Origin of the sequence: Microbacterium arborescens, from assembly GCF_049707515.1 — a bacterium.
Lineage (GTDB): Bacteria > Actinomycetota > Actinomycetes > Actinomycetales > Microbacteriaceae > Microbacterium > Microbacterium arborescens_B.
The window spans coordinates 411343-433704 of the sequence record NZ_JBNAFI010000001.1 but is presented as its reverse complement, the minus strand read 5'-3'; the positions used below and the strand labels follow the sequence as shown (position 1 = coordinate 433704).

The window sequence follows — 22362 nt, the reverse complement described above, 5'->3', positions numbered from 1 at the left end:
GCCGCGCCGCGGCGCCAGCGAACCGCGTCAGGGGTGGACGGTGAGCTCTGCAGCCGCGGCAGCCGATCCGGTGAGAGGGTACGTCCCGAGCTGGCCGGCAGCCGAGAAGCCGACGGAACCGCGAACGCCACCGGCACCCGGGTCGACCCGGTAGACCGTGCCGGCGGTCACATCGAGCGTGCGCGACTCTCCCGCGGAGATCTGCACCGTCTGCGGCGCGCCGCCGTCCACCGGCGTCACCGTCGCGACCGTGTCGCGGTCGGCGGTCAAGGTGAGCGTCGGACCGGGAGCCGGCGCGATCGCGACGAGAGTCGGTGCGTCCACGAGGGGGGCACCGACCGCCCAGGCGAAATCGGCGGGTGCGGACACATCCGTCGACGTCCACGCCGCGGCCACGAGCGGCGCCGAAGCCGTCGCCGTCACGGTGTAGTCGCCGACCGGCATGCCCGTCACCTCGAGCTCCACCGGCCGCGTGGCGGACAGCGCGACGCCGTCCTGCTGCGACACCACACTCCCGTCGGCGACCGACCGCACGGTCACAGCAGCGACGGTGTCGCCTGCCGTGGCCATCAGGCGGACCGAGAGACCACCGGCGGCTGCAGCGGCATCGGGACCGACGGTCACATCGACGGCGGGGATCACCTGTTGCGGGGCGGGGAGCGCACTCGCGCCGATCTGGTCCACGCCCCCGGCGATCAGCGTGCGCGTCAGCGCGGACTGGAGCGACGCCCGTACCGGAGCGCCCTCCGCGGTGACCTGCACGACGGGACTCTCCTCGCCGCGCCCGAGAGCCGCGAGCGGGATGACGCGCTGCGAGCGGGCGGCCACCACGATGTCACGGCCGGCGACCGGGTCTTGCGCGCCGTCGACACCGAACATGCGGAGGTCGACGGTCGCGGCAACCTCCCCCGGGTTCGTCAGGAGAATCAGGTCGCTCGCTCCGGTGGCAGCCGACCCGCCGACGAGCCACGACTCCATCGCCGGGCGCGTGCAGGCCGAGACGGCGAGGCCGCGAAGGTCGTCGTCGGCGAGAGCGGATGCGGATGCCGCGGCGAGATCCGTCGGGAGACCTCCCGTGGGTTCGGCCGAGAAGGCGGCCGGGGGTGTGCCCTCGTCCGCCCGGTCCGGCGTCGCGAGCGACGACGGGGTCGGTTCGGCGCCGTCCGCCGCGGACACGACGCTCGCGGGAGCGGCGGCGGTGATGGCGCCCGCAGCCGCGGCGTCGCGCCCGAGGGCGAGCAGGGGTCCGTCGCAGGCCGCGATCGAGCGTGCCGCCTCCGGGACGACCTCCAGCGACATCGGCTCTCGGGAGAAGGTCGGCCAGGGGGCCGCGGCGGCGGCGATGACCCCACCGCCGATGACGACGGCGGTGGCGACGCCGGCGACGAGGCGGGTCACGAGTGCGGTTCGCGTGGTCATCGGTCCCTCCTGCGCAGTCCCCGGATCCCCACGAGGCGGGGAGCTGCCCGAGAGGCGGACCGGCTGCCGCGCGTGGGCAGAGCCAGCAGCAGTGCGATCGCGAAGACGACGGCGATGCCGGTCCACGCCGCCGTCGCGAACGCACGGGCGGAGGCCGGCGCGTCGCTTCGGGGCGCCACGTCGCCCGAGAGCCGCCACAGTTCACCCTTGTCGGTCGCCCCGACGGCGTCGAGTCCGTCGCGGCTGCCGAGCGCCGTCGCCGCCGCGAGGCGCGTGGTGCGCGCCGCCGCGGACTCGGCGTCGCCGCCCGACGCGAGGAGGATGAAGGCGACACCGTGCTCGCGGAGCTGGGCGACCACGTCGTTCGCGGTATCGGTGACGAGGTCGGCCGCGACCTGAGCGGCCTCGCGGTCGGCGTCCGTGAGGTCGGTGCGCGCCGTCACGAGGGTCGACTGTCCGCCCAGCGTCGCGCTTCCACCCCACACGACGTCGACGGCGACACCGTCGTCGACGGGGGTCAGCACGATCGTCCCGAGCCCCGGCGTATTGGCCCCCTCGGCTGCGACGAACGCGGGGAGGGTGCTGGTCTCACCGCGACCGACGGCCGCCGTGTCGCGCGCCTGCGCCGTGAGGGTGGGAACAGCGGCGACCACGAGTCCGGCGACCGCGATCGCTGCCGCGACGGTGCGCGCGGCGCGTGCCGGGACGACGCTGTCGAGCGTGAGCACGGCCGCTCCGGCCACACCGATCCACGCGAGGCTGAGGGCCGCCCCGGGCCACAGCGCCACCGCGGTCGTGCCGTCGATCGCGATGGAGATGCCGGCCGCGGCGAACGCGGTGACGACCCCGAGACCGGCGACGACGAGGAGCGCGATCCCGACGAAACGGCGAGCGGATGCGGCGGCGGCGAGGGCAAGGGCGAGAAGCGGCGCGGTGAGCAGCAGCAGCCACCACAGCGGGCCGGAGGCGCCGGTGAACGCCGCCCATCCGGCGTCGGCGGGAAAGCCCGCCGCGAGGAGGAAGCGACCCGGGACGTCATCGGCGAACCGCGGTCCCGTCCACGGCACGCCCGGGTCGGCGAGCAGCGACCACGGGTCGCGTGCCCGCACCCGCGCGAGGACGAGCGGTGCCGAAAGGGCGAGGGACGGCACGATGATCCACAACCAGCGGAAAGCCGCGCGCCTGCCTCGGAGCACCATCGACAGGACGACGGCGAAGACCCAGATCACGACGACGGGAGCCGCGAGCACGGGCGAGCAGGCCAGCACGACGGCGAGCAGAACGGATGCCGTTCCGGCATTGCCCCACGATCGGTGGGCTGCGGCGGCGGTGAAGGCGAACCAGGGCAGCGCGAGGTGGACGATGACGGCTGCGGGACGGCCGTCTCCCAGCGCGACGAGGAACATCGGCGCAAGCGCCCAGGCGACCGCTCCGAGGATGCGGAGCACCGCGCGTTCGGTGATCCGGGTGCTGGCGAACCAGCCCCCCAGTACCGCGAGGGGCAGGGCCAGCAGCCACAGCACGACGAGCGCGCGGGACGGGTCGGTCGGAGAGAACGTCGCGAGGGCTGCGACGACGGCGCTGAAGGGGTCGGCCGGGCCGACGGCATCCCAGCCGAGCGGGCGCTGGGCACCCGTCGCCTCGGCCCAGGCGCGGCCGGCGTTCGCCGCGAGCGGGGCGAGCGCGCCGCCGCCGATCGAGGGCCAGCTCAATGCGGCGGGCATGGCCGCGATGGAGACGACGAGCGCTGCGAGGACCGCCCACGCCCCGCCGCCGGAGAAGAAGCCGAGCTCGGTGCGACGGGGGCCGGCGTCCGCCGGCTGATCCTCGATGAGCCGCTGCCGCATGACCCGCGCGCTCACGCGCAGCGGCGCCAGCTGGGCCCACGACGCCCGTCGGTGGCGGGCGATACGGCGACGGGCGCGAGCGACCGCGGCGACCCGGACGAGCACCGTCACCGCGGCGGACCACTCCGGGCCGATCCGGGCTGGCCGCTTGCCGACGAGATCGAGGATGCTGCGCCACAACGCCAGCGGCAGCAGCGTGAGCCAGTGCAGCAGCACCAAAGGCGGGGCCGCGTAGACGAGGCGCCGGTGCAGCTGAGCGACCCGTGCGGCGTGCGTCACGCGAGCGCGTGCTCCGGTCGTGCGCGGCGCCGGGGCTCCGGCCACGCCGTCGTGCGCGACCGCGATACGCGCGCCGGGCGCGAGAACGACCCTGCCCCCGGCCAGACGCACGCGGACTCCGAGATCGAGCCCCTCGTCGGCGCCCGCGAGCGCATCGTCGAGACCCTCGAGCTCGCGCCAGGCCGCCGTGTGGACGAGCATCCCGCGCACATCGCCGCCGAGCACGTCATCAGTTCCGTCGTGCTGACCCTGGTCGTGCTCGCCGTCGGCGAGGCCCACGGACGCGCCCAGTCGGGTCAGGGAACGTCCGAGCGAGACGATGCGGGTGTTGTCGTCCCACTCGACGAGCTTCGGAACCGCGATCGCGACGGACGGCGCCGTCTCCAGAACGGCGGCCAGTCGCTGCAGCGCGTCCGGTTCGGGGGCGACGTCCTGCGCCAGCAACCACACCGCGTCGCCGTCGATCCGCCGCGATGCCAGCCGGAGCGCAGCGGCGAAGCCCGTACGTGCCGGCGCGGTGATCACGACGTCGGCGCCGGACTCCTCGGCGAGCGCACGGATGCGCTCGTCACCGCCGCACAGCACGATCGTGAGCGCGTCGACGGCGCGCGTCTGAGCGCGCAGCGCTGCGAGCGTGCGCGTGAGATGGAAGGCCGCCGGTGCGCGTCCATCGGGACGCACGACCAGGAGCGCGTGTACACGGGCGGGCATGACGGAGCAAGCCTAGGTGGCGATGCCGAGAGCCGACGACAGCGGCGGCGCGGTTCGCCGTTTTCCAGGGGGTCCGAAGAGCCGGAGGCCGGAGTCAGACGGCGCGACGCTTGAGCTTGCGACGCTCGCGCTCGCTGAGGCCACCCCAGATGCCGAAGCGCTCGTCGTTCTGCAGGGCGTACTCGAGGCACTCCCCCCGAACGTCGCACGAGGTGCAGATGCGCTTGGCGTCGCGGGTCGATCCGCCCTTCTCGGGGAAGAAGGCCTCGGGATCGGTCTGCGCGCACAGCGCATCCGTCTGCCAGGCGAGGGCGTTGTCGTCGCCGTCGGTGTCGACACGACGCACGCCGGGCACGCCCAGGTTGACCGGATCGACGAACCAGTTGTCGGGAACGCCCGAACGGTATGCCGTCATATCGTGTTCCCTCCTCGCCGGCCGGCACGCGAACCGCGTGTCTCGCATTAATTACACCCGTGTCATTCCCTCGGGTCAAGTCGCGGATCGTAAACCCTCAAGCGGGTGTTTAAGCTTTGCGACGATGCACCGGCGTGTCGTGGCTCGGTCGCGGCTCGGTCGCAGCTCAGTCGCGGCCCGGCTGAGCGACGAAAGCCTCCCCGGCTCCGCCGATCGCCACCGAGGCGGCCGACACGACCGCCGCCGTTCCCGGCACGAGTTCCAGGCGTTCCCCGTCCGCCTCGACGACGATGTCGCCGACCGTCGCGAGCACGATGGCCGTGCCTGCGAGCGCGATCTCGGTCACCGCCTCGAAGGTCGTCTCGACACGCGCGAGGCGGAAATCCGACACGCCGACGTCGTACCCGAAGACGCCGTGCGCGACCTCGAGCGGTTCGACGACCGGGGCCGGCCCGCTCTCGGTGCTGACGATCCGGAGCAGCTCGGGCACATCGACGTGCTTGGGGGTCAGCCCGCCCCGCAGCACGTTGTCGCTGGCCGCCATCAGCTCGACGCCGAGTCCGTCCTGATAGGCGTGAAGCACCCCGGCGGGCGCGAAGAGCGCCTCTCCTCGGCGGAGTTCGACGAGGTTCATGAGGGTCGCGACGACGAGTCCGGCGTCGCCGGGGAACTCGCGCGCGATCTCGCGGAGCACGACTCGTTCTGCGCCGAACTCGTCGCCCTCGGCCGCAAAATCGTCGGTCTCGGCCAGCGCCTCGGCGAGATCTGTCACGACCTCCGGCGCCTCGCCCGAGAGGACCCACCCGATCACCCGGCGCAGCGCCGCGGGTTCATCTTCGGCGGCGGTCGGTTCGAGGGCGGCCGACAGGGCGCGAACGCCCTCGCGTTCACCCAGCCCGTCGAGGAGGCGCTGCGTCTCGGCGACCGGTCGCAGGCCGACGAGCGCGCGGAAGGTCTCCGACAGGGCGACGATGATCTCCGGCTTGTGGTTCTCATCGCGGTAGAGGCGGTCGGCGGCATCCCGCGGAATGCCCGCCGCCTCCTCGCGCGCATAGCCGGCCGCGGCCTGCTGTCGTGAGGGATGCGCCTGGATCGACAGCGAGGTCGCCGCGGCGAGGATCTTCAGCAGATACGGCAGCGGCGCGATCCCCGCCTCCGCCAGCGCGAGGTTCAGCGGACGCTCGGTGCCGTCGCCGACGCGCGAGGGGCTGCCCGGGTGATCGCCGAACCAGATCTCGGCCTCGGGCGCTCCCGACGGCTCGCGCCCCTGCAGCTCGGCGATGAGCGTCGTGGAGCCCCACGCGTAGTCCCGGGCGATGTTCGAGATGGGAATCAGCACGCCCCCAGCCTAGGACGCGGGACCCGCCGACCGGATGCGGAATGTCGGCCCGCGATAGCCTGTCTGCACCATGGCCGTCCACTCCCGACACCCCGTCTCGGCGCCGCCCACAGCGCCCGTGCGCGAGACCACCGGTCACCTGCTCCTGCGTGCGTGGTGCGTGTTCGTCATCGCCGCGTCGACGGCCGGAACGAGTTGGCTGATGGTGTTCGGCTCGGTCGGGGCCGCGGTGGTCGTCGTCGGCACCGGCGTCGTCTCGGCGATCCTCTGGGTGTCGCTGCGGCCCCGCGTGCAATGGCGCCGCCTGCCGTGGTTCGCCCTCGCCTACGTCGCGTGGGCCATCGCGTCGATGCTGTGGTCGAACTGGCTGGGCGCGACCGAGCTCACCCTGCTGCTGCTCGTGTCGACGACCCTGCAGGCCATGTTCGTCGGCGCGGTGTTCACCTGGCGCGAGATCGTCCGCGCGATCGCATCCGCGCTGAAGTGGATGCTCGCGCTGTCCATCCTCTTCGAACTGTGGGTCGCCCTCATCTGGCGCGGCGACATCCTGCCGGGCTTCGTGCGGCCGGATGCGTCTTACGACGACCACCCGATCACCCTCTGGTCGCGGGACAACCTCTTCAACGGCGGCCGGCTGCAAGGCATCTTCGGCAACGCCAATCCCCTCGCCTACGTCGCGCTCCTGGCGATCATCGTCTTCATCGTGCGCATCGCCTCGGGCGCTCCGCGCAAGTTCCTGCTCACCCTCTGGACGGCTCTCGCGGTCTTCCTCTTCTGGCGCGCGGCGTCGGCAACCGCGCTGCTGTGCGCCGTGGCGGTGGTCGTGGTGCTCGTCACCATCCTGCTGATGCGCACGGCGCGCCGTCCCGGCGAGCGCACGCGCTTCTACATCCTGTACCTCGTCGTCGCCGGGGTCGGCGGCGCGGGCGTCTGGCTCGCCCGTGATTGGCTCTTCCAGTCCCTGGGCCGCTCGTCCGACCTGACCGGCCGTCAGCGGATCTGGGATGCCGTCGGCGAACGCATCGCCGAGCGTCCGATCATCGGGTGGGGCTATTCGACGCCGTGGGTGCCGTCCGACCCCGCCTTCGACGGCTGGATCGTCGATCACGGCGTGAGCGTGATGCAGGCCCACAACATGTGGCTCGATGTCGCCCTCCAACTCGGGTTCGTCGGCGTCGCCCTCATCGCTCTCGCACTCCTGGCCTTCGTGTGGCGGTCGTGGTTCTTCGCCGTCGACCGGCCGCGCTGGGATCTCGTGGCCGACCGCCCCTACACGCCCCTTACGCTGCTCCCCTCGCTCGTCGCCACGATCCTGCTGGTCCAGGGTCTCGCCGAGTCCGCCCCGCTGCTGAACTGGGGCTGGTTCCTCATCATCCTGTTCGCCTTCAAGATCAAGCAGGCACCGCTCGTCGGCCGAGGCCCGGCCGAACGACGCCTCGACGCGGAGCAGGGCGATCGCCTGCCGGGCGAGTCGGAGGCGCTCCGCCCGGCGTAAGGGCTGCCAGGGCCTGAGGCTAATCTGAGACCATCATGGCCAGTCACACGCAAGCGCGGTCCGAAGCGGGTGCGTCGCCGGCCCTCGCGCGGCGACGCCTTCCGCTGTCGCTCGTGCGGGCGTGGTGCGTCGTCGTCATCGCCTCGTCGATGGCCGGCACGGCCTGGCTGATGGCGTTCGGCGTCACCGGCTCCGCGGTCGTCGTCGCGATCACGACCGCCGTGTCGGCCGCGATCTGGCTGGTTCAGCGACCGCGACGGCGCTGGCGCCGGCTCCCCTGGTTCGCGCTGGCCTACGTCGGCTGGGCGGTGCTCTCGCTGCTGTGGACGGAGTGGCCGCGGGCTACCGCCATGACGCTCGCCCTCCTGCTGGCCACGACGGCGCAGGCGATCTTCGTCGCCTCGGTGCTCACCGGCCGCCAGATCATCGAAGCGATCGCCGCGGCCGTGAAGTGGATGCTGGCGCTGTCGGTCGCCTTCGAACTGTGGGTATCGCTCATCTGGCGCGGGCCGATCCTGCCGCAGTTCGTGCGCCCGGGGCCGGACTTCGACGGCGACCCGATCATGTTCTGGTCGCGTGACAAGCTCTTCACCGACGACCGGATCCAGGGCATCTTCGGCAACGCCAACTCGCTCGCCTACATCGCTCTTCTCGGACTCGTGATCTTCGGTCTCCAGATCAACACGCGGGCGGGGCGGCGCGGACCGCTCGCGGCGTGGACCCTCCTGGCCGCCTTCTGCTTCTGGCGCGGTTCGTCGGCGACCGCCACGATGTGCGCGCTGGCCATCGCGATCGTCATCGTGGTGGTGCTGCTCATGCGCCGGGCGCGCACCGCGCGGGCGCGCCGCATCCTCTACGTCGTCTTCGCCGTCTCCGCCGTCGCGCTGGTCACCACGCTCTGGCTCCTGCGCGAGGATCTCTTCGAACTGCTCGGACGTTCGTCGGACCTGAGCGGACGCAAGGAGATCTGGGCCACCGTGGGCGAGAGGTTCGCCGAGAGCCCGATCTTCGGCTGGGGCTACTCGGTGCCCTGGGTGCCCACCGATCCGTTCTTCGACGGCTGGATCATCGACCGCGGCGTCACGGTGATGCAGGCGCACAGCACGTGGTTCGACGTCGCGATGCAGCTCGGCGTCGTCGGGGTGCTCTTCTTCGCGGTCGCGCTCGGGGCCTTCACCTGGCGAGCGTGGTTCCTCGCGCTCGGCCGCATCCCGCGCCCCGGCGCCGATCGCGAACCGCGGTCGCGTCTGCTGCTCATCCCGGCGCTGGTGGCGACGATCCTGCTGGTGCAGAGCATCACCGAGTCGTCGCCGCTGCTGAACTGGGGGTGGTTCCTGCTCGTCATGCTCGCGTTCGCGATCAAGCAGGCACCCGCTGCAGTTCGCGGCACGCCGGTGCGGCGCCGCTCGACGCTCGCCGCGGCGTGGCCGCTCGAGGGCGGGGCTCCGATCGAGCGGGGCGGCCCCGTGGAGGGCGCCCGATGAGCACGCCTCCCGGGCTGTCGGCATCGTGGCTGGTGCGCACCCTCGACTCCGCCGCGTTCGCCCAGGCCTTCGCCCACGCCGCGATCGCCGCGGTGTTCGCCCAGCACCTCGTCGACCGCACCGCGGGGCACGTCACCTGGCTGACGGTGATCGCCGGGCTGTGCGCGGTCGGGGCGGCCGTCCTCCTCGTGCGGCGACGCGAATTCACCATCGTGCGGCTGGTCCCCTCGATGCTCGTCCTCTTCCTCGGCTGGGCGCTGGCCAGCGTCACGTGGAGCACCGACGCCTCCGGCACGATCGGGGGGTGGGTGGCCCTCGCGGCGATCGCCTTCCTGGCCGTCGTCATCGCCAACACCCGCGACACGCTGCAGACCGTCCGGGCCCTCGCCGATGTGTTCCGCGTACTGCTGGCGCTCTCGCTGGCACTCGAGCTCCTCTCCGGTGTCTTCTTCGACATGCCCTTCACCTTCCTCGGCATCGAGGGGGACATCGCCGCCTTCGGACCGGTGCAGGGGATCTTCGGCACGCGCAACGCGCTCGGGTTCATCGCGGTCCTCGCCCTCATCACCTTCTACATCGAGTGGCGCACCGTGTCGGTGCGCACGGGCGTCTCGCTCTTCTCGGCGGTGCTGGCGGCGCTCTTGGCCGCCCTGTCGGACTCTCCCACCGTGCTCGTCCTCGCCGTCGCCACCGCGATCGCCACGGCGGCCCTGGGTCTCGTGCGTCGGACCCCGCGAGCTCTCCGCGGTACGGTCCAGACGGTCCTGGGCGCGACGGTCATCGTCGGCGCGATGGTGGGCTACCTGCTCCGGGAACGCATCATCGCGTGGATCGGAGCGGGCACCGACTTCTCGATCCGGGCGGAGCTGTGGGATCGGGTCGCCGCCTTCGTCCGCGTCGAGCCCGTGCAGGGGTGGGGCTGGTTCGGGCCGTGGTCGCGAACGGACTTCCCTTTCAATGCCATCAACTTCGCCCTGAGCGACCGCCACACCTCGGCGCTCAACGCCTACGTCGACGTCGTCCTGCAGCTCGGTTGGATCGGCCTTCTCCTCTTCATCGTCTTCGCCGGGCTGGCTCTCGGGCGGGCCTGGCTCGTCGCGAGCGAACGCCGCTCGATCCTCTACGCCTGGACGCCGCTCATCCTCGTGACGGTGTTGGTCGACGGCCTGTTCGAGAGCTTCCCGCTGCACGGCTACGGCTGGCTGATGCTCGTGCTGTGCGCCCTGCGCGCCGGACAGTCGAAGTCGTGGCGCGAGCGGATCCGCGACACCGCTCGCCCCACGGCCCCGGGGACGGAACCTCCGGACGACACCCCGACGGGAACCCTCGGCATCGCACGGTAGGATCGGGCCGGTGAGCGCGCAGGTTTTCGACCCGACATCGGCGGCCATCGCCATCGTCACTTTCAACCGCTCCGCGCTCCTGTCGCGGCTGCTCGAGAGCATCGTGGGGATGGACCCGAAGCCGGGGCGCGTGGTGATCATCGACAACGCCTCGACCGATGACACCACCGCAGTCGTCGAGTCGTTCCGCGACCGGTTGGGCACCGAGCTCGTCTACCGACGGCTCGAAACCAACACCGGCGGATCCGGCGGTTTCAGCGAGGGTGTGCGCGTGGCCTACGAGTCGGGGTCCGAGTGGATCTGGCTCATGGACGACGACGTCGAGGTGCTGCCCGACGGACTCGCCAGGATGGGCCGCTGGGCGCCGCGGTTCCGCAGCATCCAGGGCCGCCGGTACGACTACGACGGCAGCGAGTTCTACTGGCAGTACCGCATCGCCGAGCGGATGGGCATCCCCATTCCCTTCGCCCCCGCCGGATTCGGCGAAGCGGGCTACAAGGAGATGAACTCCGGCTGCTTCGAGGGCATGTTCATCCACCGCGACATCGTCGCGCGGATCGGCCTGCCCGACCCGCGGTTCTTCATCTACTGGGACGATCAGCTCTACGGCTGGCTCGCCTCGCGCATCACGACGTCGGTCATCGTCGACGAATTCGTGCTGCGGCGTACGCGCGAGATCCGCCAGTGGGACATGGGCATCCGCCACATGAACGCCTCGAGCGACGCCTACCGCTACTACATCATGCGCAACCGCGCGCACATCAAGCAGTACTACCGCACGAAGGGCGTGTACAACCCGGTGCTGTTCGGCCTGGGGACGACGCTGACGTTCGGCAAAGAGCTCATCCGACTCCTGCTCGTCGAACGCACCGTGCGCGGCACCTCGAACCTCCTCCGCGGCCTGCGCGACGGCCGGCGCATCGCTCGCGACCGGTCATGGCAGCCCATGCCGGCGCTGACCGATCAGACCGCCCCGTTGTAGTCCGCGTTGTACCGGTCGAGGACCTCTCCGATCGGCCCGTCGACGACGAGGGCGCCCTTGTCGAGGTATAGCCCGCGCCGGCAGAAGCGCCGAAGATCCTTCTCGTTGTGGCTGACGAAGAAGAGCGTGCGGCCCTCCGCGAGCAGCTCGTCGATCCTCTTGTAGCACTTGGCGCGGAAGGCGCGGTCGCCGACAGCGAGCACCTCGTCGACGAGCAGGATGGGCTCGTCGAGCTGCGACACCACCGAGAACGCCAGGCGCACCTTCATGCCGTTCGAGAGGTGCTTGTAAGGGGTGTCGACGAAGTCGCCGATCTCGGCGAAATCGATGATGTCGTCGAATCGACGGTTGACCTCCGCTTTCGACATCCCGTGCAGCCCCGCGGTCAGCCGCACATTCTCGCGGACCGTGAGGTCGCCGACGAAGCCGCCCGTTATCTCGATCAACGGCGCGACACCGCCGTGTACGACGACGTTCCCCTCGTCCGAGAGCAAGACGCCGGCGACGAGCTTGAGGAGGGTGGACTTGCCCTGACCGTTGCGCCCGACGACACCGATCGACTCGCCCGGTTCGACGGAGAACGACACGTTGCGGAGCGCCCAGAACTCGCCGGGCCGACTGCGGCGCGAAGCTCCACCGAAAAAGTCTTTGAGGTTGCGTCGACCCCGCCTGTTGCGACGGAAGCGAACGCCGAGGTCGCGCACCTCGATCGCGAGTCCGGTCATCACAGCTCCTTCAGCACCGAGCGCTCGAGGCGCGAGAAGACCAAGAGTCCGAGCCACAGGACGAGGATGCTGGTAGCCGCTCCGACGATCACCGACAGCGTGTCCCACTGGTCGGGGAAGAAACCAACGCGATAAAGCGTGAAGATTCCTGCCAGCGGGTTGAAGGCCCCGAGTTCCTTGAAGACGCCCGGGAGGTCCGCGACACCGTAGATGATCGGCGACGCGTAGAAGAGCGCGCGCAACACGAGCCGGGTGGTGCGCTCGAGGTCGCCCCACAGGACGCACAGCGGCGCGACGATCAACCCGAGTCCCAGCAACAGGATGACCTGGAGGAGAACGGCGACAGGGAAGAGCAGGAGCCCCCAGTTCACCGTCGCGCCGCCGAAGCCGGCGAACACGGCGAGCACCGGGAGCGAGAAGAGGAACTCGATCCCCTTGCTCAGCACGATGCGGCCGACCCAGATGGACCGCGGAATCGACGTCGACCGGACGAGCCGCGCATCCTTGTTGAAGGCCCGGGTGAAATCGGTCACCGCCGAGTTGAACCACACCCACGGGAGCAGTGCCGTGATGAGGAAGACGATGTACGGGCTCTCGCCGACGTCGCGGTGGAACACCTGCGTGAAGACGAACCAGTAGATCCCGCTCATCACGAGGGGGTCGAGCACGGACCAGAGATACCCGAGAGCGCTCGTCGAGTACCGCACCCGCAGGTCGCGCGCCGACAGCAACCACAGCGAGTGGAGATAGCGCCGCGGCGATCCGGGGGCGCCGACGACGGCGGGACTCACGGGTTCGATCCTAGAACGCTGTCAGCCAAGCGGAATGCCCGGCATCTCGCGGAGCGCCGCGACGGCCGCTGGGGCGAGTGTTCGCGCGTACGTCGCGGTCAGGTGGTTGTCGTCGAGGAACACGGCCACGTTGCCGACCACCGGCGTGCACATCCCGTCTGGGCAGACGTACTCGGAGAGATCCAACGGGTAGACCCTGCCATCCTGCGCCAGCGCCGAGGCGGGATTCTGCTCGGCTAGGACGTCGGAGACCGGAACCTCACAGTCGCTCTCGTCGACTTCCGCCTCCCAGCACCGATACATATCGAAATCGAATCGCGGATTGTCACGTACGAGCAGCACCTGAGAGCCCGCGTCGACGATGGCCTCGATGCGCCGCTCGATGCCCGAAGGGATGCGCTCGTCGGTGCTCATCGGTGCGGCTTTGCTTCCCGTCAGCATCACGACATCCGCCTGCTGCGTCACAGCGAATGTCTCCGCTTCCTCGCGCCAGACCGCGCACTCGGCATCCGCGTCCTCGTCCGGCGCGAAAGAACAAGCGCCCTTGAGTACCGCCACGACATTCCAGCGCTCTTCTCGCAGGATCGGAAGCAAGGCGCCCAGCCACTGCTGCGTGTGGGAGTCGCCCACCACGATCATCGTCGGCGCTCCTGCGATGGGAACGGTCTGCTGGCAGGAAGCTGCGAGGTTTGCAGCCGCGGGGCGGAACGCGCCGGAACAGACGCGGTCGAGTCCGACCCAGTCCGAGTCGATCTGCGTGCTGGAAGGCACGACCGGCGCATCGGGAAGTGCTCGTGCGGCCACCCAGGGCATGGTGACCGCGGCGCCGGGGTTGCTCTCGGGGCCGGCAGCCGCGCTGCGCAGCTGATCGGCTGCCTGCCACGACCCGAGGGGAACCACCACGACGAGCAGGGATGCCGCTACGATCCCGACGTTGCGCCGCACACCTCCGATGAGGCGGCCGACGGGCAGCTCGACGGCGCGTTGCACGACCGCGGCCGCAACGAGGGACACGGCGATGACCAGGACCCCACCGAGCAGGCCGACGTCGGTTGAGTCCGTCAGGGTCATGTAGCCCACGAGGATCGGCCAATGCACGAGGTAGAGCGCATACGCGCGCCTTCCGACCACTGCGAGCGGACGCGATGCGAGGAAGCGGTACGAGGAGGAATCCGATCGGCCGCTGTTTCCGGCCAGGACGATCATCACGGCCGCGATGGTCGGCCAGAGTGCGGCGAACCCCGGGAATCCCGCGCCGACGTCGAGCACCACGCCGCATGCCACCAAGGAGACGATGCCCGTCCAGCCGAGGACCGCTGACCAGCGGCGGGACAGGGTGACCGAGGGAAGGAGCAGTGCAGCCAGGGAACCCAGCGCGAATTCCCACAGACGCGCCGGAGTGCTGAAGTACGCCACCTGCTGATCTGCTGAAGTCAGCGCAACGGAGTAGGCCAGCGACATCGCGAAGATGACGCTGAACATGATGGTGAGGATGCTGCGCACAGATCTGCCGAGCGCTCGTGAGACAAGGACGGCCCCCAGGATGAGGACGGGCCAGATCACGAACACCTGGCCCTGCACCGACAGCGACCAGAAGTGCTGCAGGAGACTCGGAAAGGTCTCGGTACGGGCGTAGTAGTCCACCGCTTCGGCGGCCAGCTCACGGTTCTGCACGTAGAACAGCGAGGCCCACGATTGGCTCCAGATCGACTGCAGCTGCGAGCCGGGGAGGAACGCCGCCGCGAAGCCGAGGACAGCGAAGAGCGTGGCGGCGGCCGCGGGGACCAGCCTCGCGAATCGCCGCGCCCAGAAGTCGAGCAGATCCGTCGGACGAAGAGTGCCCGACTGCCGCAGGAATGATGCGGTGAGGAAGTACGCGGAGATCAGGAGGAAGACGTCGACTCCGCCGGACACGCGCCCCAGCCAGACGTGATACACGACGACGAGGACGATCGCGAAGGCGCGCAGACCGTCGATGTCTGCGCGCCACTCGGCCGGAGCGGTCCGTCGGCGGTGGCGCCGCGGGAGCTCGAGCTTGGTCACACCAGCGTGTTGTTCCACATCGACAGCGCGGAGCCAATGGCCATGTGCATGTCGAGGTACTGGTATGTGCCCAGACGCCCGCCGAAGTGGACGTCCTGCTCACCCTTGGTCAAGTCGCGGTAAGCCAGCAGACCCTGCCGGTCATCGGGGGTGTTGACCGGGTAGTACGGCTCGTCGGCGCGGGTCGCGAAGCGGGAGTACTCCCGGACGATGACGGTCTTGTCGGTCGGGTACCGATCGGCGCGCTCGGGGTGGAAGTGCTTGAACTCGTGGATGCGCGTGTAGGGCGCGTCGGCGTCGGCGTAGTTCATGACGCTGGTGCCCTGGAAGTCGGGGATGTCGAGGACGTCCTGCTCGAAGTCGAGCGTGCGCCACGAGAGCTCACCCGCGGTGTAGTCGAAGTAGCGGTCGACCGGGCCCGTGTAGACGATCGGCACCTGGCCGACGGTCGCCTTCTTGTTCAGCGGCTGCGACTCGTCGAAGAAGTCGGTGTTCAGCTTCACGTCGATGTTGGGGTGGTCGGCCATACGCTCGAGCCACGCGGTGTAGCCGTCGACCGGCAGGCCTTCCCAGGTGTCGTTGAAGTAGCGGTTGTCGTAGGTGTAGCGCACCGGGAGCCGCGAGATGATCTCGGCCGGCAGTTCCTTCGGGTCGGTCTGCCACTGCTTCGCGGTGTAGTCGCGGATGAACGCCTCATAGAGCGGACGCCCGATCAGGCCGATCGCGCGCTCCTCGAGGTTCTGCGCCTGCTTCGGGTCGAACTCCCCCGCCAACTCCTGGATCAGCTCGCGCGCCTCGCCGGGCGTGTACGCAGCCTGGAAGAACTGGTTGATGGTGCCGAGGTTGATGGGCAGCGGATACACGACGCCCTTGTGGGTGGTGTACACGCGGTGGACGTAGCTCGTGAACTGCGTGAAGCGATTGACGTACTCCCACACGGTCGCGTTGGAGGTGTGGAAGAGGTGCGCACCGTACTTGTGCACCTCGATCCCCGTGGTGGGCTCGTTCTCGGTGTACGCGTTTCCGCCGATGTGGTGGCGCCGGTCGATGACCGTGACCTTACGGCCCGCGGCAGCAGCGCGCTCCGCGATGGTGAGGCCGAAGAAGCCGGAGCCGACGATGAGGAGATCCATGAGAGCACTTTCTGTGTGCGCGAACGGCCGCGGGGCGGATTCGTCAGCCCGGCGCCGCCGACGCGGGCGGAACACAACCCCGCGATTCTACTCAGGCATCGGTGGATGAAAGCCGACAGCCCCGGGGCATGCCCGCAACATGGCCCGCGATAGGATCGACCGACGCCCGCTCGAAGTGACCCCAAGAAGGCCGTGATGCAACGCGTATACGAACGTATCTTCGTTCTCTACCCGCGGGGGCAGCGAACGGGAGGCCCCGAGGCCCTCCATCAGCTCGTGGACTCGCTGCGACGACAGGGCGCCGATGCGTCTCTGGTGCCTCTCGAGTCGACCCGCCAGGCACCCCGGGTGTCCGCCTACGAGCACTACGACGCCCCCGAGGCGGCGATCGTCGATCGCCCCGACTCGCTCGTGATCGCCCCCGAGAGCGCCGTGCACCGGTTGTCGGCACTGAGGCACGCCGGCACGGCGTGCTGGTGGTTGAGCATCGACTACTCGGTGCCCTTCTACTCGCGGCAGGAATACGCCGACCGCGCCTTCGCCCGACGCATCGGCGTGCCGCATCGGGCGTGGGAGCCGAACCGTCTCGCATCCACCTACCGGCACCTGCTCGCGCGCAGCTTCCGCCGCCGTGAGCTGCGCTCGATGCACCACCTCGCGCAATCCGAGTACGCCCGCAGCTTCCTGCGCATCGAGGCGGACGTCGATGCCGCGCTGGTGAGCGACTACATCCCCCGCCCGATCATCGACGCCGAACGGAGCACGGCCACCGAGCGGCGGCGCGCTGTCGCTTTCAACCCGAAAAAGGCGAGCTGGGTGCCGGGCCTTCTCGGACCGCATCTTGCGGACGTCGAATGGGTCCCTCTCACCGGCATGTCGCCCGAGGGTGTGGCCCACGCGCTGCACTCGTCGGCGGCGTACTTTGATCCCGGGTTCCACCCAGGCCGCGACCGGATGCCGCGAGAGGCCGCCCTTCTCGGTGCGGTCTCCGTCGTCGCCCGGCGCGGTGCCGGGGCGTTCTGGGCCGACACCCCGCTCCCGTGGCAGCACAAGGTCGCGGTGACCGACGCGTTCGCCGCCGATGCCGCGGCCGCGCTCGACGCCGTCCTCGCCGCTCCGGCGGAGGCGGCTGCCCAGCAGTCCGAGTACCGGCGATGGATCGACGGGGACCGCGACCGCTTCGACGGCGAGGTCGCGGCAGTGCTTCTCGGCGGACGCTGGGCGGACGACACCCCGATCCTCCCGGCACGATGATCGCTGCCGTCAGGCGCTTCGGGGGGCTCGCGCTCCTGCCGTTCCTCTCGCTGGCGATCCCGTTCGTGATCCTCCCGGTGATCTCGCGCGGAGAGGAGTCCGCCTGGGCGGCGGTGGGCATCGGGGAATCCGTCGGCGCCGTGCTCGCGCTCGTCATCGGTTACGGGTGGCCGCTCGTGGGTCCCTCGCGCGTCGCCGCGCTGGAGGACTCGCGGGCACGGGAGCTGTTCACGATGAGCCTCGTGTCGCGGAGCCTCGTCGCAGTCATCGCCGCGGTACCGGCGGCTCTGCTCACCGCCCTGCTCGCGCCCGGCGGCTCTGCCGGCCTCGCGGTGGCGGCGATGGCGGCAGTCGGCGTCGCCGGCCTCTCGCCATCCTGGTTCCTCATCGGCCGCAGCGAGCCACGGGCCATCGCGCTCTACGACCTGCTCCCCCGCCTCGCCGGGGCCCTGCTCTCGGCGGCGCTCGTCCTCGCCGGCGCGCCGGTGATCTGGTACCCGGTGCTGATGCTGACCGTGACGCTCGGAGGCATCGCGTGGTTCTGCGCCCGGCGTGCCGCGAGACCGCCCCGGGGCGCCGTGCGCGCCGGCATCCGATCGCTGCGCGACGACATTCAGCCCGCGCTCGCGGTCGTCGCGGCAGGCGTCTACAGCGCCGGCACGGTCGCCATCGTTTCGATCGCCGGCACGACCACGGTGGTCGCGGTCTACGTGGTGGCAGACAAGGTGCTCAAGGCGGCTCTCACCGCCATTGTCGCCGCGACGAACGCCGTTCAGGGCTGGGTGTCCGAGGATTCCGACCGAGCGGTCATCCGGGCCCGGGGATGGCGCGGCACGTACATCCTGGGCGGCATCGGCATCGTCGGCGCCCTCGGCATCGGCGTGCTCGGCCCCTGGGCGACGGCGCTCGTCTTCGGGCAGCGAGTCGCGATCGATGCTCTCACCTCCGCAGGCATCGGCGCGACGTTCTTCGCGATCGCGGTGAACTCGGCGTTCGGCCGCCTCCTGCTGACACCGCTGGGGGCGATCCGCTGGGTCACGCGGAGCACGTTCGTCGGAGCCGCGATCGGCGTGCCGTTGATCGTGCTCGGGACCGCGGTGGGCGGCGCGCCGGGAGCCGCGGCGGCCTTCGCCCTCTCCGAATTCCTCGTTGTGGCGGTGCAGGTGTGGGGCTATCTCATCGTTCGCCGCGCCGACCGCGCGGCATCCGATGTGCGTATGAACGACGAAAGGGACTGACATGGCATCCGACGCACCCCGCGGCTACGTCGTTCTGGCCGCCTACCGGCCCGACCCCGAGCTGTTCCGCCGGCAGTTGCTGTCGATCCAGGCGCAGACGCTAGAAGGTTTCGGCTGCATCGTGACCGCGGACGGCGAGCCCGCGGTCGTCGAGACGCTGGTCCGCGAGATCGTCGGCGACGACGAGCGCTTCCGCGTGATCGGCTTCGAGGATCGGTCCGGCTTCTATGGCAACTTCGAACGAGGAGTGACCGCGGTGCCCGCGGATGCGGCCTGGATCGCACTGTCCGATCAGGACGATTACTGGTACCCCACGAAGCTCGCGACCCTGGTCCCCCACCTCGAGCACGCCGCGGTAGTGGCGGGTCAGGCGCGCGTCGTGACCTACCCTGAGGGGCGTGTGATCGCGCCGACGACCGGGCGCAAGGACGTCGCTCCCCTCGCGTTCTTCCTCGACAACCAATTCACCGGCGGTCAGATGGTGTTCCGCCGTGATGTGCTGGACGTCGCACTGCCGTTCCCGCGCCTGTCGACACCGGCAGAAGTGCATGACCATTGGCTCGCGGTCTGCGGAGCGGCGATCGGCGGGGCCCGCGTGGTCGACGAGGTCGTCCAGGACTACGTGCAGCACGGCAACAACGTCATCGGTGAGTCGACCGGCGGCATCTCGCTGCGCCGTTCGGTCGGCACCGCCCGTTCGATCGCTCGGCGATTCGAAGGCACGGACGGTGTGGCGGGCATCCTGCGCGCGACCTATCGGGTCGGCGTCGGATGGCGCGAGACGATGGCCGAGGCGCTGGCGACGCGCCTGCCCGGGAACCCCACAGCGGAACGAGCGCTACGCCTCTATGGTGCGGGCCGCAGCGGCGTGCGCACCGCCCGCACCGTCATCGGCATGGCCCGACGCGGCCACGTCTCGCACCGCTCCGCCCTCGAGTACCTCGCGGGCGGCGTCGCCGGCGCGCTCGTCAGGATCCGACGCGAATCCGACCGCGCCGTCGTACGCGACGCATAGCCTCGACCGCGGCGAGCGCCATCGTCCTGCGTGCGCCCAGCACGACGCGCACCGGGCGATTGCCGCGTGCCGACGCGTTTGAGCCGTGCACTCGGCGGTCGATCGTGTCTTCGGCCAGGTGCACGACGCCACGGTTGGCATTGCCCACGTACCCGACCCATTGATCGTGCGTCTCGGTGACGTACGAGGGGAACGGGAGCAGTTGATCCACGAGCTCACGGCGGAAAGCCATGCAGCACCCGTAGTAGGGACGCAGGCCCGTCCAGACCCAGAAGATGTTGGCGAGCCAGCGACGGGGCGTCGTCCCGCGCAGCCGCCGCGACTGGACCGGGGTCAGTGCGCCGCCGAAGGCCGCGAAGTTCGTCACTACGAGAAGCGAGTCGCTCAGGGCGGCCACCATGCGGTCCACCCGACCGGGACGCCAGATGTCGTCCTGGTCGCTGAGGAAGATCACCTCGCCCCGCGCTGCGGCGATCGCCTGCTCGAACGCTCGGACGTACCCCTGGTTCTGCGACGACTCGTGGATGACGATCCGCGGATCGTCCAAGGCGCGGATGATGGCTACGGTGCCGTCGCGCGACGCGTCGTCGACGATCACCAGCTCGTCGTGGGGACCGAGCTGGGGCAGGATCGACTCGATCTGCTCGCGGACGTACTTCTCGCCGTTGTACGTCGCCATGCATACGGAGACCGTCACCGCGCGAGAGGCGGCCTGACTGGACATGGGTGACCTCCGTTCACGAACTAGGATATTAGTCGACCGCTGCCCCGGCTTGGAGATCCCCTGTGCCCTTGAAGATCGATGTCATGCTGCCCTACTACGGCGACGTGGACCAGATGAAGCTGGCGGCACGGAGCGTCCTGCAGCAGACCTACAAGGACTTCCGCCTCGTAGTGCTCGACGACGGCTACCCCGACCCGGAGCCGCAGCGGTGGTTCGCGTCCCTCGACGATCCACGGGTGACCTACCTGCGCAACGAGCAGAACCTCGGGGCGAACGGCAACTACCGCAAGGCGGTCGAGCTCGTCGAGGCGGAGTGGTTCGTCATGATGGGCGCCGACGACGTCATGCTGCCCGATTACCTCGACGCCGTCGTCGCCGCGATCGGCCGCTTTCCCGCCGACATCATCCAGCCCGGTGTGCGCGTGATCGACGAGCACGGCCGGATCGTCCAGCCGTTGGTGGACCGCGTGAAGGCGGTCCTCGCCCCGCGCGTCCCGACGGGCGGGGGGGCTCTCGCGGGCGAACCCGTCGCCGCGAGCCTCATGCGCGGAGACTGGGCGTACTTCCCCTCCCTCGCTTGGCGCACCGAGCGCGTCCGCAGCATCGGCTTCCGGAACGGGCTCGACGTCGTCCAGGACCTCGCGCTCATCCTCGACATCATCAAGGCCGGCGGGACCATGGCGGTCCTCCCGGAGGTCGTGTTCGAGTACCGGCGCCACTCCCAGTCCGATTCGTCGGTGCGCGCTCTCGACGGCCGGCGCTTCGACGAGGAGCGTCGGTTCTTCCTCGATGAGGCGGCGAGCTTCGACGCGCTCGGGTGGCGTCGGGCCGCCCGTACGGCCCGGCTCCACCTGACCTCGCGGCTCAACGCCGCCTCGCTGCTCCCCCGCGCGGTGCGCAAGGATGCCGGCTCGCCGTCGGCACTGCTGCGCCATCTGCTGCGCTGACGCGCGACGACGCTCACGGATGCGGTGACCGGGTCGTCGACCGGGTCACCGCATTCGTCATTCCGGCGCGCCGGACCGCCGTGGCGGATCGCTCCGCTGATCGGACTCGAGCGCGTCGAGCCGTGCGCTGAGAATCGCGACGTCCTCAGCGAGACGCCTGGTCTCGTCCTCACTCATCGACAACTCCCACGAGAGATGCAAGGCGACGCCGAGCAGCACAGCGAGCGCGGTCGCGAAGAGCAGGTTGACCGGCAGTTCCACGCCGAGCGCATCGGTCGCGGCCTCCAGGACTCCGGGGAAGACCCCGAGCACGAGGACGATCACCCCGAGCACCAGCCAGAGCACCGCGTACTTCTCGCGGATCCGTCTCAGGATGAGCAATCGGATGACGATCGCGAGGAGCGCCAGTGAGAACACAACGCCCAGGACCACGATCACGGCTGGGTTCCTCTCTCGCGGAAGGCTCGGGGTTTGGGACGGACGATGGCGAGCGCGAGCGCGAAGACCGACCGGAACAGGTAGATCGTCGATCCGAGCGCCCCCTGGCTCGGCGTCCCGTGCTGGCGGGGTCGCATCGCGACAGGAACCTGCGTGACGCGCAGCCCCGCGTGTACCGCGGCGACGAGCGAGTCGATGGTGTCCCCCAGGTACTCGGCCGGGTAGTACAGCACGTACTGCGCGATCGCGCGCTCTCCAGCGGCACGGAAGCCGCTCGTGACATCCGTCAGTCGCACCTTGGCGACACGCGAGAGCACACCGGCCAGAGCCACCATGGCCCACCGGCGGGGACCGCGCACCGAGTAGTCGCCGACCTCCGCGAAGCGGGCGCCGATCGAGATGTCCGCGTGCTCCAGACCCGACAGGACCGACTCGATCTCGCTCGGATTGTGCTGACCGTCGGCGTCGACCTGGATGGCTCTGCGGTACCCCCGTCGCTGGGCGTAGGTGAATCCGGTGCGCATGGCTCCGCCCACGCCGAGGTTGAACGACAGCGGCAGCACGACGGCTCCCGCATCCCGGGCCACGCTCTCCGTCGCGTCGAGCGAGCCGTCGTCGATGACGATGACGTCATAGTTCGAGCTGGCCGCCTGGATCTCGCGGATCGTGACCGCAATGCCTTGGGCTTCGTTCCACGCCGGCACGAGGACCGCGACGCGCTCGGGTGATACCGCCGGCAT

19 protein-coding genes are annotated in these 22362 nt (G+C 70.2%); 8 read left to right on the top strand and 11 right to left on the bottom strand.

All coding sequences use genetic code 11. The features are described 5' to 3' along the window. Positions 1-27: 27 nt before the first annotated feature. The 4 genes from ACPYN5_RS01835 to manA all read right to left on the bottom strand — a co-directional run bounded on the left by ACPYN5_RS01835 (position 28) and on the right by manA (position 6010). Entirely contained in the window at positions 28-1419 is a 1392-nt protein-coding gene (locus ACPYN5_RS01835) for a DUF5719 family protein (protein ID WP_424447280.1), read from the bottom strand. Then, complete coding sequence (locus ACPYN5_RS01830; protein WP_424447279.1) at positions 1416-4256, bottom strand: glycosyltransferase; 2841 nt, start codon at positions 4254-4256, stop codon at positions 1416-1418. The genes ACPYN5_RS01835 and ACPYN5_RS01830 overlap by 4 nt, the downstream gene beginning before the upstream one ends. A 94-nt stretch (positions 4257-4350) precedes the next feature. Beyond that, positions 4351-4671 (bottom strand): WhiB family transcriptional regulator, encoded by a 321-nt coding sequence (locus ACPYN5_RS01825; protein WP_023955405.1) that lies wholly within the window; start codon positions 4669-4671, stop codon positions 4351-4353. 166 nt (positions 4672-4837) lie between these two features. Further along, positions 4838-6010, bottom strand: a complete 1173-nt coding sequence (manA, locus tag ACPYN5_RS01820) for a mannose-6-phosphate isomerase, class I (RefSeq protein ID WP_424447278.1) — start codon at positions 6008-6010, stop codon at positions 4838-4840. Between the two features lie 70 nt (positions 6011-6080). Between manA and ACPYN5_RS01815 the strand changes: the two genes are divergently transcribed. From ACPYN5_RS01815 to ACPYN5_RS01800, 4 genes are read left to right on the top strand one after another with little or no spacing between them, the layout of a single operon-like run. Then, entirely contained in the window at positions 6081-7505 is a 1425-nt protein-coding gene (locus ACPYN5_RS01815; protein ID WP_424447277.1) for an O-antigen ligase family protein, read from the top strand. Between the two features lie 35 nt (positions 7506-7540). Beyond that, positions 7541-8989 (top strand): O-antigen ligase family protein, encoded by a 1449-nt coding sequence (locus ACPYN5_RS01810; protein WP_424447276.1) that lies wholly within the window; start codon positions 7541-7543, stop codon positions 8987-8989. Further along, positions 8986-10332, top strand: a complete 1347-nt coding sequence (locus ACPYN5_RS01805; protein WP_424447275.1) for an O-antigen ligase family protein — start codon at positions 8986-8988, stop codon at positions 10330-10332. Before ACPYN5_RS01810 ends, ACPYN5_RS01805 begins: the two co-directional genes overlap by 4 nt. Positions 10333-10342: 10 nt before the next feature. Then, on the top strand, positions 10343-11314 hold the full coding sequence (locus ACPYN5_RS01800) for a glycosyltransferase (protein ID WP_424447274.1): 972 nt from the start codon (positions 10343-10345) through the stop codon (positions 11312-11314). On the opposite strand, the gene ACPYN5_RS01795 is transcribed toward ACPYN5_RS01800, so the two are convergent. From ACPYN5_RS01795 to glf, 4 genes are read right to left on the bottom strand one after another with little or no spacing between them, the layout of a single operon-like run. Beyond that, positions 11296-12039: an ABC transporter ATP-binding protein gene (locus ACPYN5_RS01795; RefSeq protein WP_424447273.1), complete on the bottom strand. Its 744-nt coding sequence runs from the start codon at positions 12037-12039 to the stop codon at positions 11296-11298. The two genes, ACPYN5_RS01800 and ACPYN5_RS01795, sit on opposite strands and share 19 nt — an antisense overlap. Further along, positions 12039-12830, bottom strand: coding sequence for an ABC transporter permease (locus tag ACPYN5_RS01790; RefSeq protein ID WP_424447272.1), 792 nt, complete (start codon positions 12828-12830; stop codon positions 12039-12041). The genes ACPYN5_RS01795 and ACPYN5_RS01790 overlap by 1 nt, the downstream gene beginning before the upstream one ends. Before the next feature lie 21 nt (positions 12831-12851). Then, positions 12852-14873 (bottom strand): acyltransferase family protein, encoded by a 2022-nt coding sequence (locus tag ACPYN5_RS01785; RefSeq protein WP_424447271.1) that lies wholly within the window; start codon positions 14871-14873, stop codon positions 12852-12854. Further along, positions 14870-16006, bottom strand: coding sequence for a UDP-galactopyranose mutase (glf, locus tag ACPYN5_RS01780; protein WP_424447270.1), 1137 nt, complete (start codon positions 16004-16006; stop codon positions 14870-14872). The genes ACPYN5_RS01785 and glf overlap by 4 nt, the downstream gene beginning before the upstream one ends. A gap of 195 nt (positions 16007-16201) precedes the next feature. On the opposite strand from glf, the gene ACPYN5_RS01775 reads away from it, so the two are divergent. The 3 genes from ACPYN5_RS01775 to ACPYN5_RS01765 are packed head-to-tail and all read left to right on the top strand — an operon-like array spanning position 16202 to position 19513. After that, positions 16202-17260, top strand: coding sequence for a hypothetical protein (locus tag ACPYN5_RS01775; protein ID WP_424447269.1), 1059 nt, complete (start codon positions 16202-16204; stop codon positions 17258-17260). After that, complete coding sequence (locus tag ACPYN5_RS01770) at positions 17257-18498, top strand: hypothetical protein (protein ID WP_424447268.1); 1242 nt, start codon at positions 17257-17259, stop codon at positions 18496-18498. The genes ACPYN5_RS01775 and ACPYN5_RS01770 overlap by 4 nt, the downstream gene beginning before the upstream one ends. Before the next feature lies 1 nt (position 18499). Beyond that, positions 18500-19513 carry a glycosyltransferase gene (locus tag ACPYN5_RS01765; protein ID WP_424447267.1) on the top strand — a complete coding sequence of 338 codons (1014 nt, stop codon included), beginning with the start codon at positions 18500-18502 and terminating at the stop codon, positions 19511-19513. Here ACPYN5_RS01765 and ACPYN5_RS01760 read toward each other — a convergent pair. Beyond that, positions 19467-20237: a glycosyltransferase family 2 protein gene (locus ACPYN5_RS01760; protein ID WP_424447266.1), complete on the bottom strand. Its 771-nt coding sequence runs from the start codon at positions 20235-20237 to the stop codon at positions 19467-19469. The two genes, ACPYN5_RS01765 and ACPYN5_RS01760, sit on opposite strands and share 47 nt — an antisense overlap. A gap of 68 nt (positions 20238-20305) precedes the next feature. Here ACPYN5_RS01760 and ACPYN5_RS01755 point away from each other — a divergent pair, with 68 nt between their 5' ends. Next, entirely contained in the window at positions 20306-21184 is an 879-nt protein-coding gene (locus tag ACPYN5_RS01755) for a glycosyltransferase family 2 protein (protein WP_424447265.1), read from the top strand. 57 nt (positions 21185-21241) lie between these two features. On the opposite strand, the gene ACPYN5_RS01750 is transcribed toward ACPYN5_RS01755, so the two are convergent. Both ACPYN5_RS01750 and ACPYN5_RS01745 read right to left on the bottom strand, forming a co-directional pair. Further along, positions 21242-21622 carry a DUF2304 domain-containing protein gene (locus ACPYN5_RS01750; RefSeq protein WP_424447264.1) on the bottom strand — a complete coding sequence of 127 codons (381 nt, stop codon included), beginning with the start codon at positions 21620-21622 and terminating at the stop codon, positions 21242-21244. Further along, positions 21619-22362 (bottom strand): glycosyltransferase family 2 protein, encoded by a 744-nt coding sequence (locus ACPYN5_RS01745; protein WP_424447263.1) that lies wholly within the window; start codon positions 22360-22362, stop codon positions 21619-21621. The genes ACPYN5_RS01750 and ACPYN5_RS01745 overlap by 4 nt, the downstream gene beginning before the upstream one ends.

Excerpts from the sequence above, each read along its gene's own strand:
- ACPYN5_RS01835 (WP_424447280.1), bottom strand. The coding sequence starts at position 1,419 with ATGACCACGCGAACCGCACTCGTGACCCGCCTCGTCGCCGGCGTCGCC.
- ACPYN5_RS01830 (WP_424447279.1), bottom strand. The coding sequence starts at position 4,256 with ATGCCCGCCCGTGTACACGCGCTCCTGGTCGTGCGTCCCGATGGACGC.
- ACPYN5_RS01825 (WP_023955405.1), bottom strand. The coding sequence starts at position 4,671 with ATGACGGCATACCGTTCGGGCGTTCCCGACAACTGGTTCGTCGATCCG.
- ACPYN5_RS01815 (WP_424447277.1), top strand. The coding sequence starts at position 6,081 with ATGGCCGTCCACTCCCGACACCCCGTCTCGGCGCCGCCCACAGCGCCC.
- ACPYN5_RS01810 (WP_424447276.1), top strand. The coding sequence starts at position 7,541 with ATGGCCAGTCACACGCAAGCGCGGTCCGAAGCGGGTGCGTCGCCGGCC.
- ACPYN5_RS01805 (WP_424447275.1), top strand. The coding sequence starts at position 8,986 with ATGAGCACGCCTCCCGGGCTGTCGGCATCGTGGCTGGTGCGCACCCTC.
- ACPYN5_RS01795 (WP_424447273.1), bottom strand. The coding sequence starts at position 12,039 with ATGACCGGACTCGCGATCGAGGTGCGCGACCTCGGCGTTCGCTTCCGT.
- glf (WP_424447270.1), bottom strand. The coding sequence starts at position 16,006 with ATGGATCTCCTCATCGTCGGCTCCGGCTTCTTCGGCCTCACCATCGCG.
- ACPYN5_RS01775 (WP_424447269.1), top strand. The coding sequence starts at position 16,202 with ATGCAACGCGTATACGAACGTATCTTCGTTCTCTACCCGCGGGGGCAG.
- ACPYN5_RS01770 (WP_424447268.1), top strand. The coding sequence starts at position 17,257 with ATGATCGCTGCCGTCAGGCGCTTCGGGGGGCTCGCGCTCCTGCCGTTC.
- ACPYN5_RS01765 (WP_424447267.1), top strand. The coding sequence starts at position 18,500 with ATGGCATCCGACGCACCCCGCGGCTACGTCGTTCTGGCCGCCTACCGG.
- ACPYN5_RS01760 (WP_424447266.1), bottom strand. The coding sequence starts at position 20,237 with ATGTCCAGTCAGGCCGCCTCTCGCGCGGTGACGGTCTCCGTATGCATG.
- ACPYN5_RS01745 (WP_424447263.1), bottom strand. The coding sequence starts at position 22,362 with ATGCCGGCGGTATCACCCGAGCGCGTCGCGGTCCTCGTGCCGGCGTGG.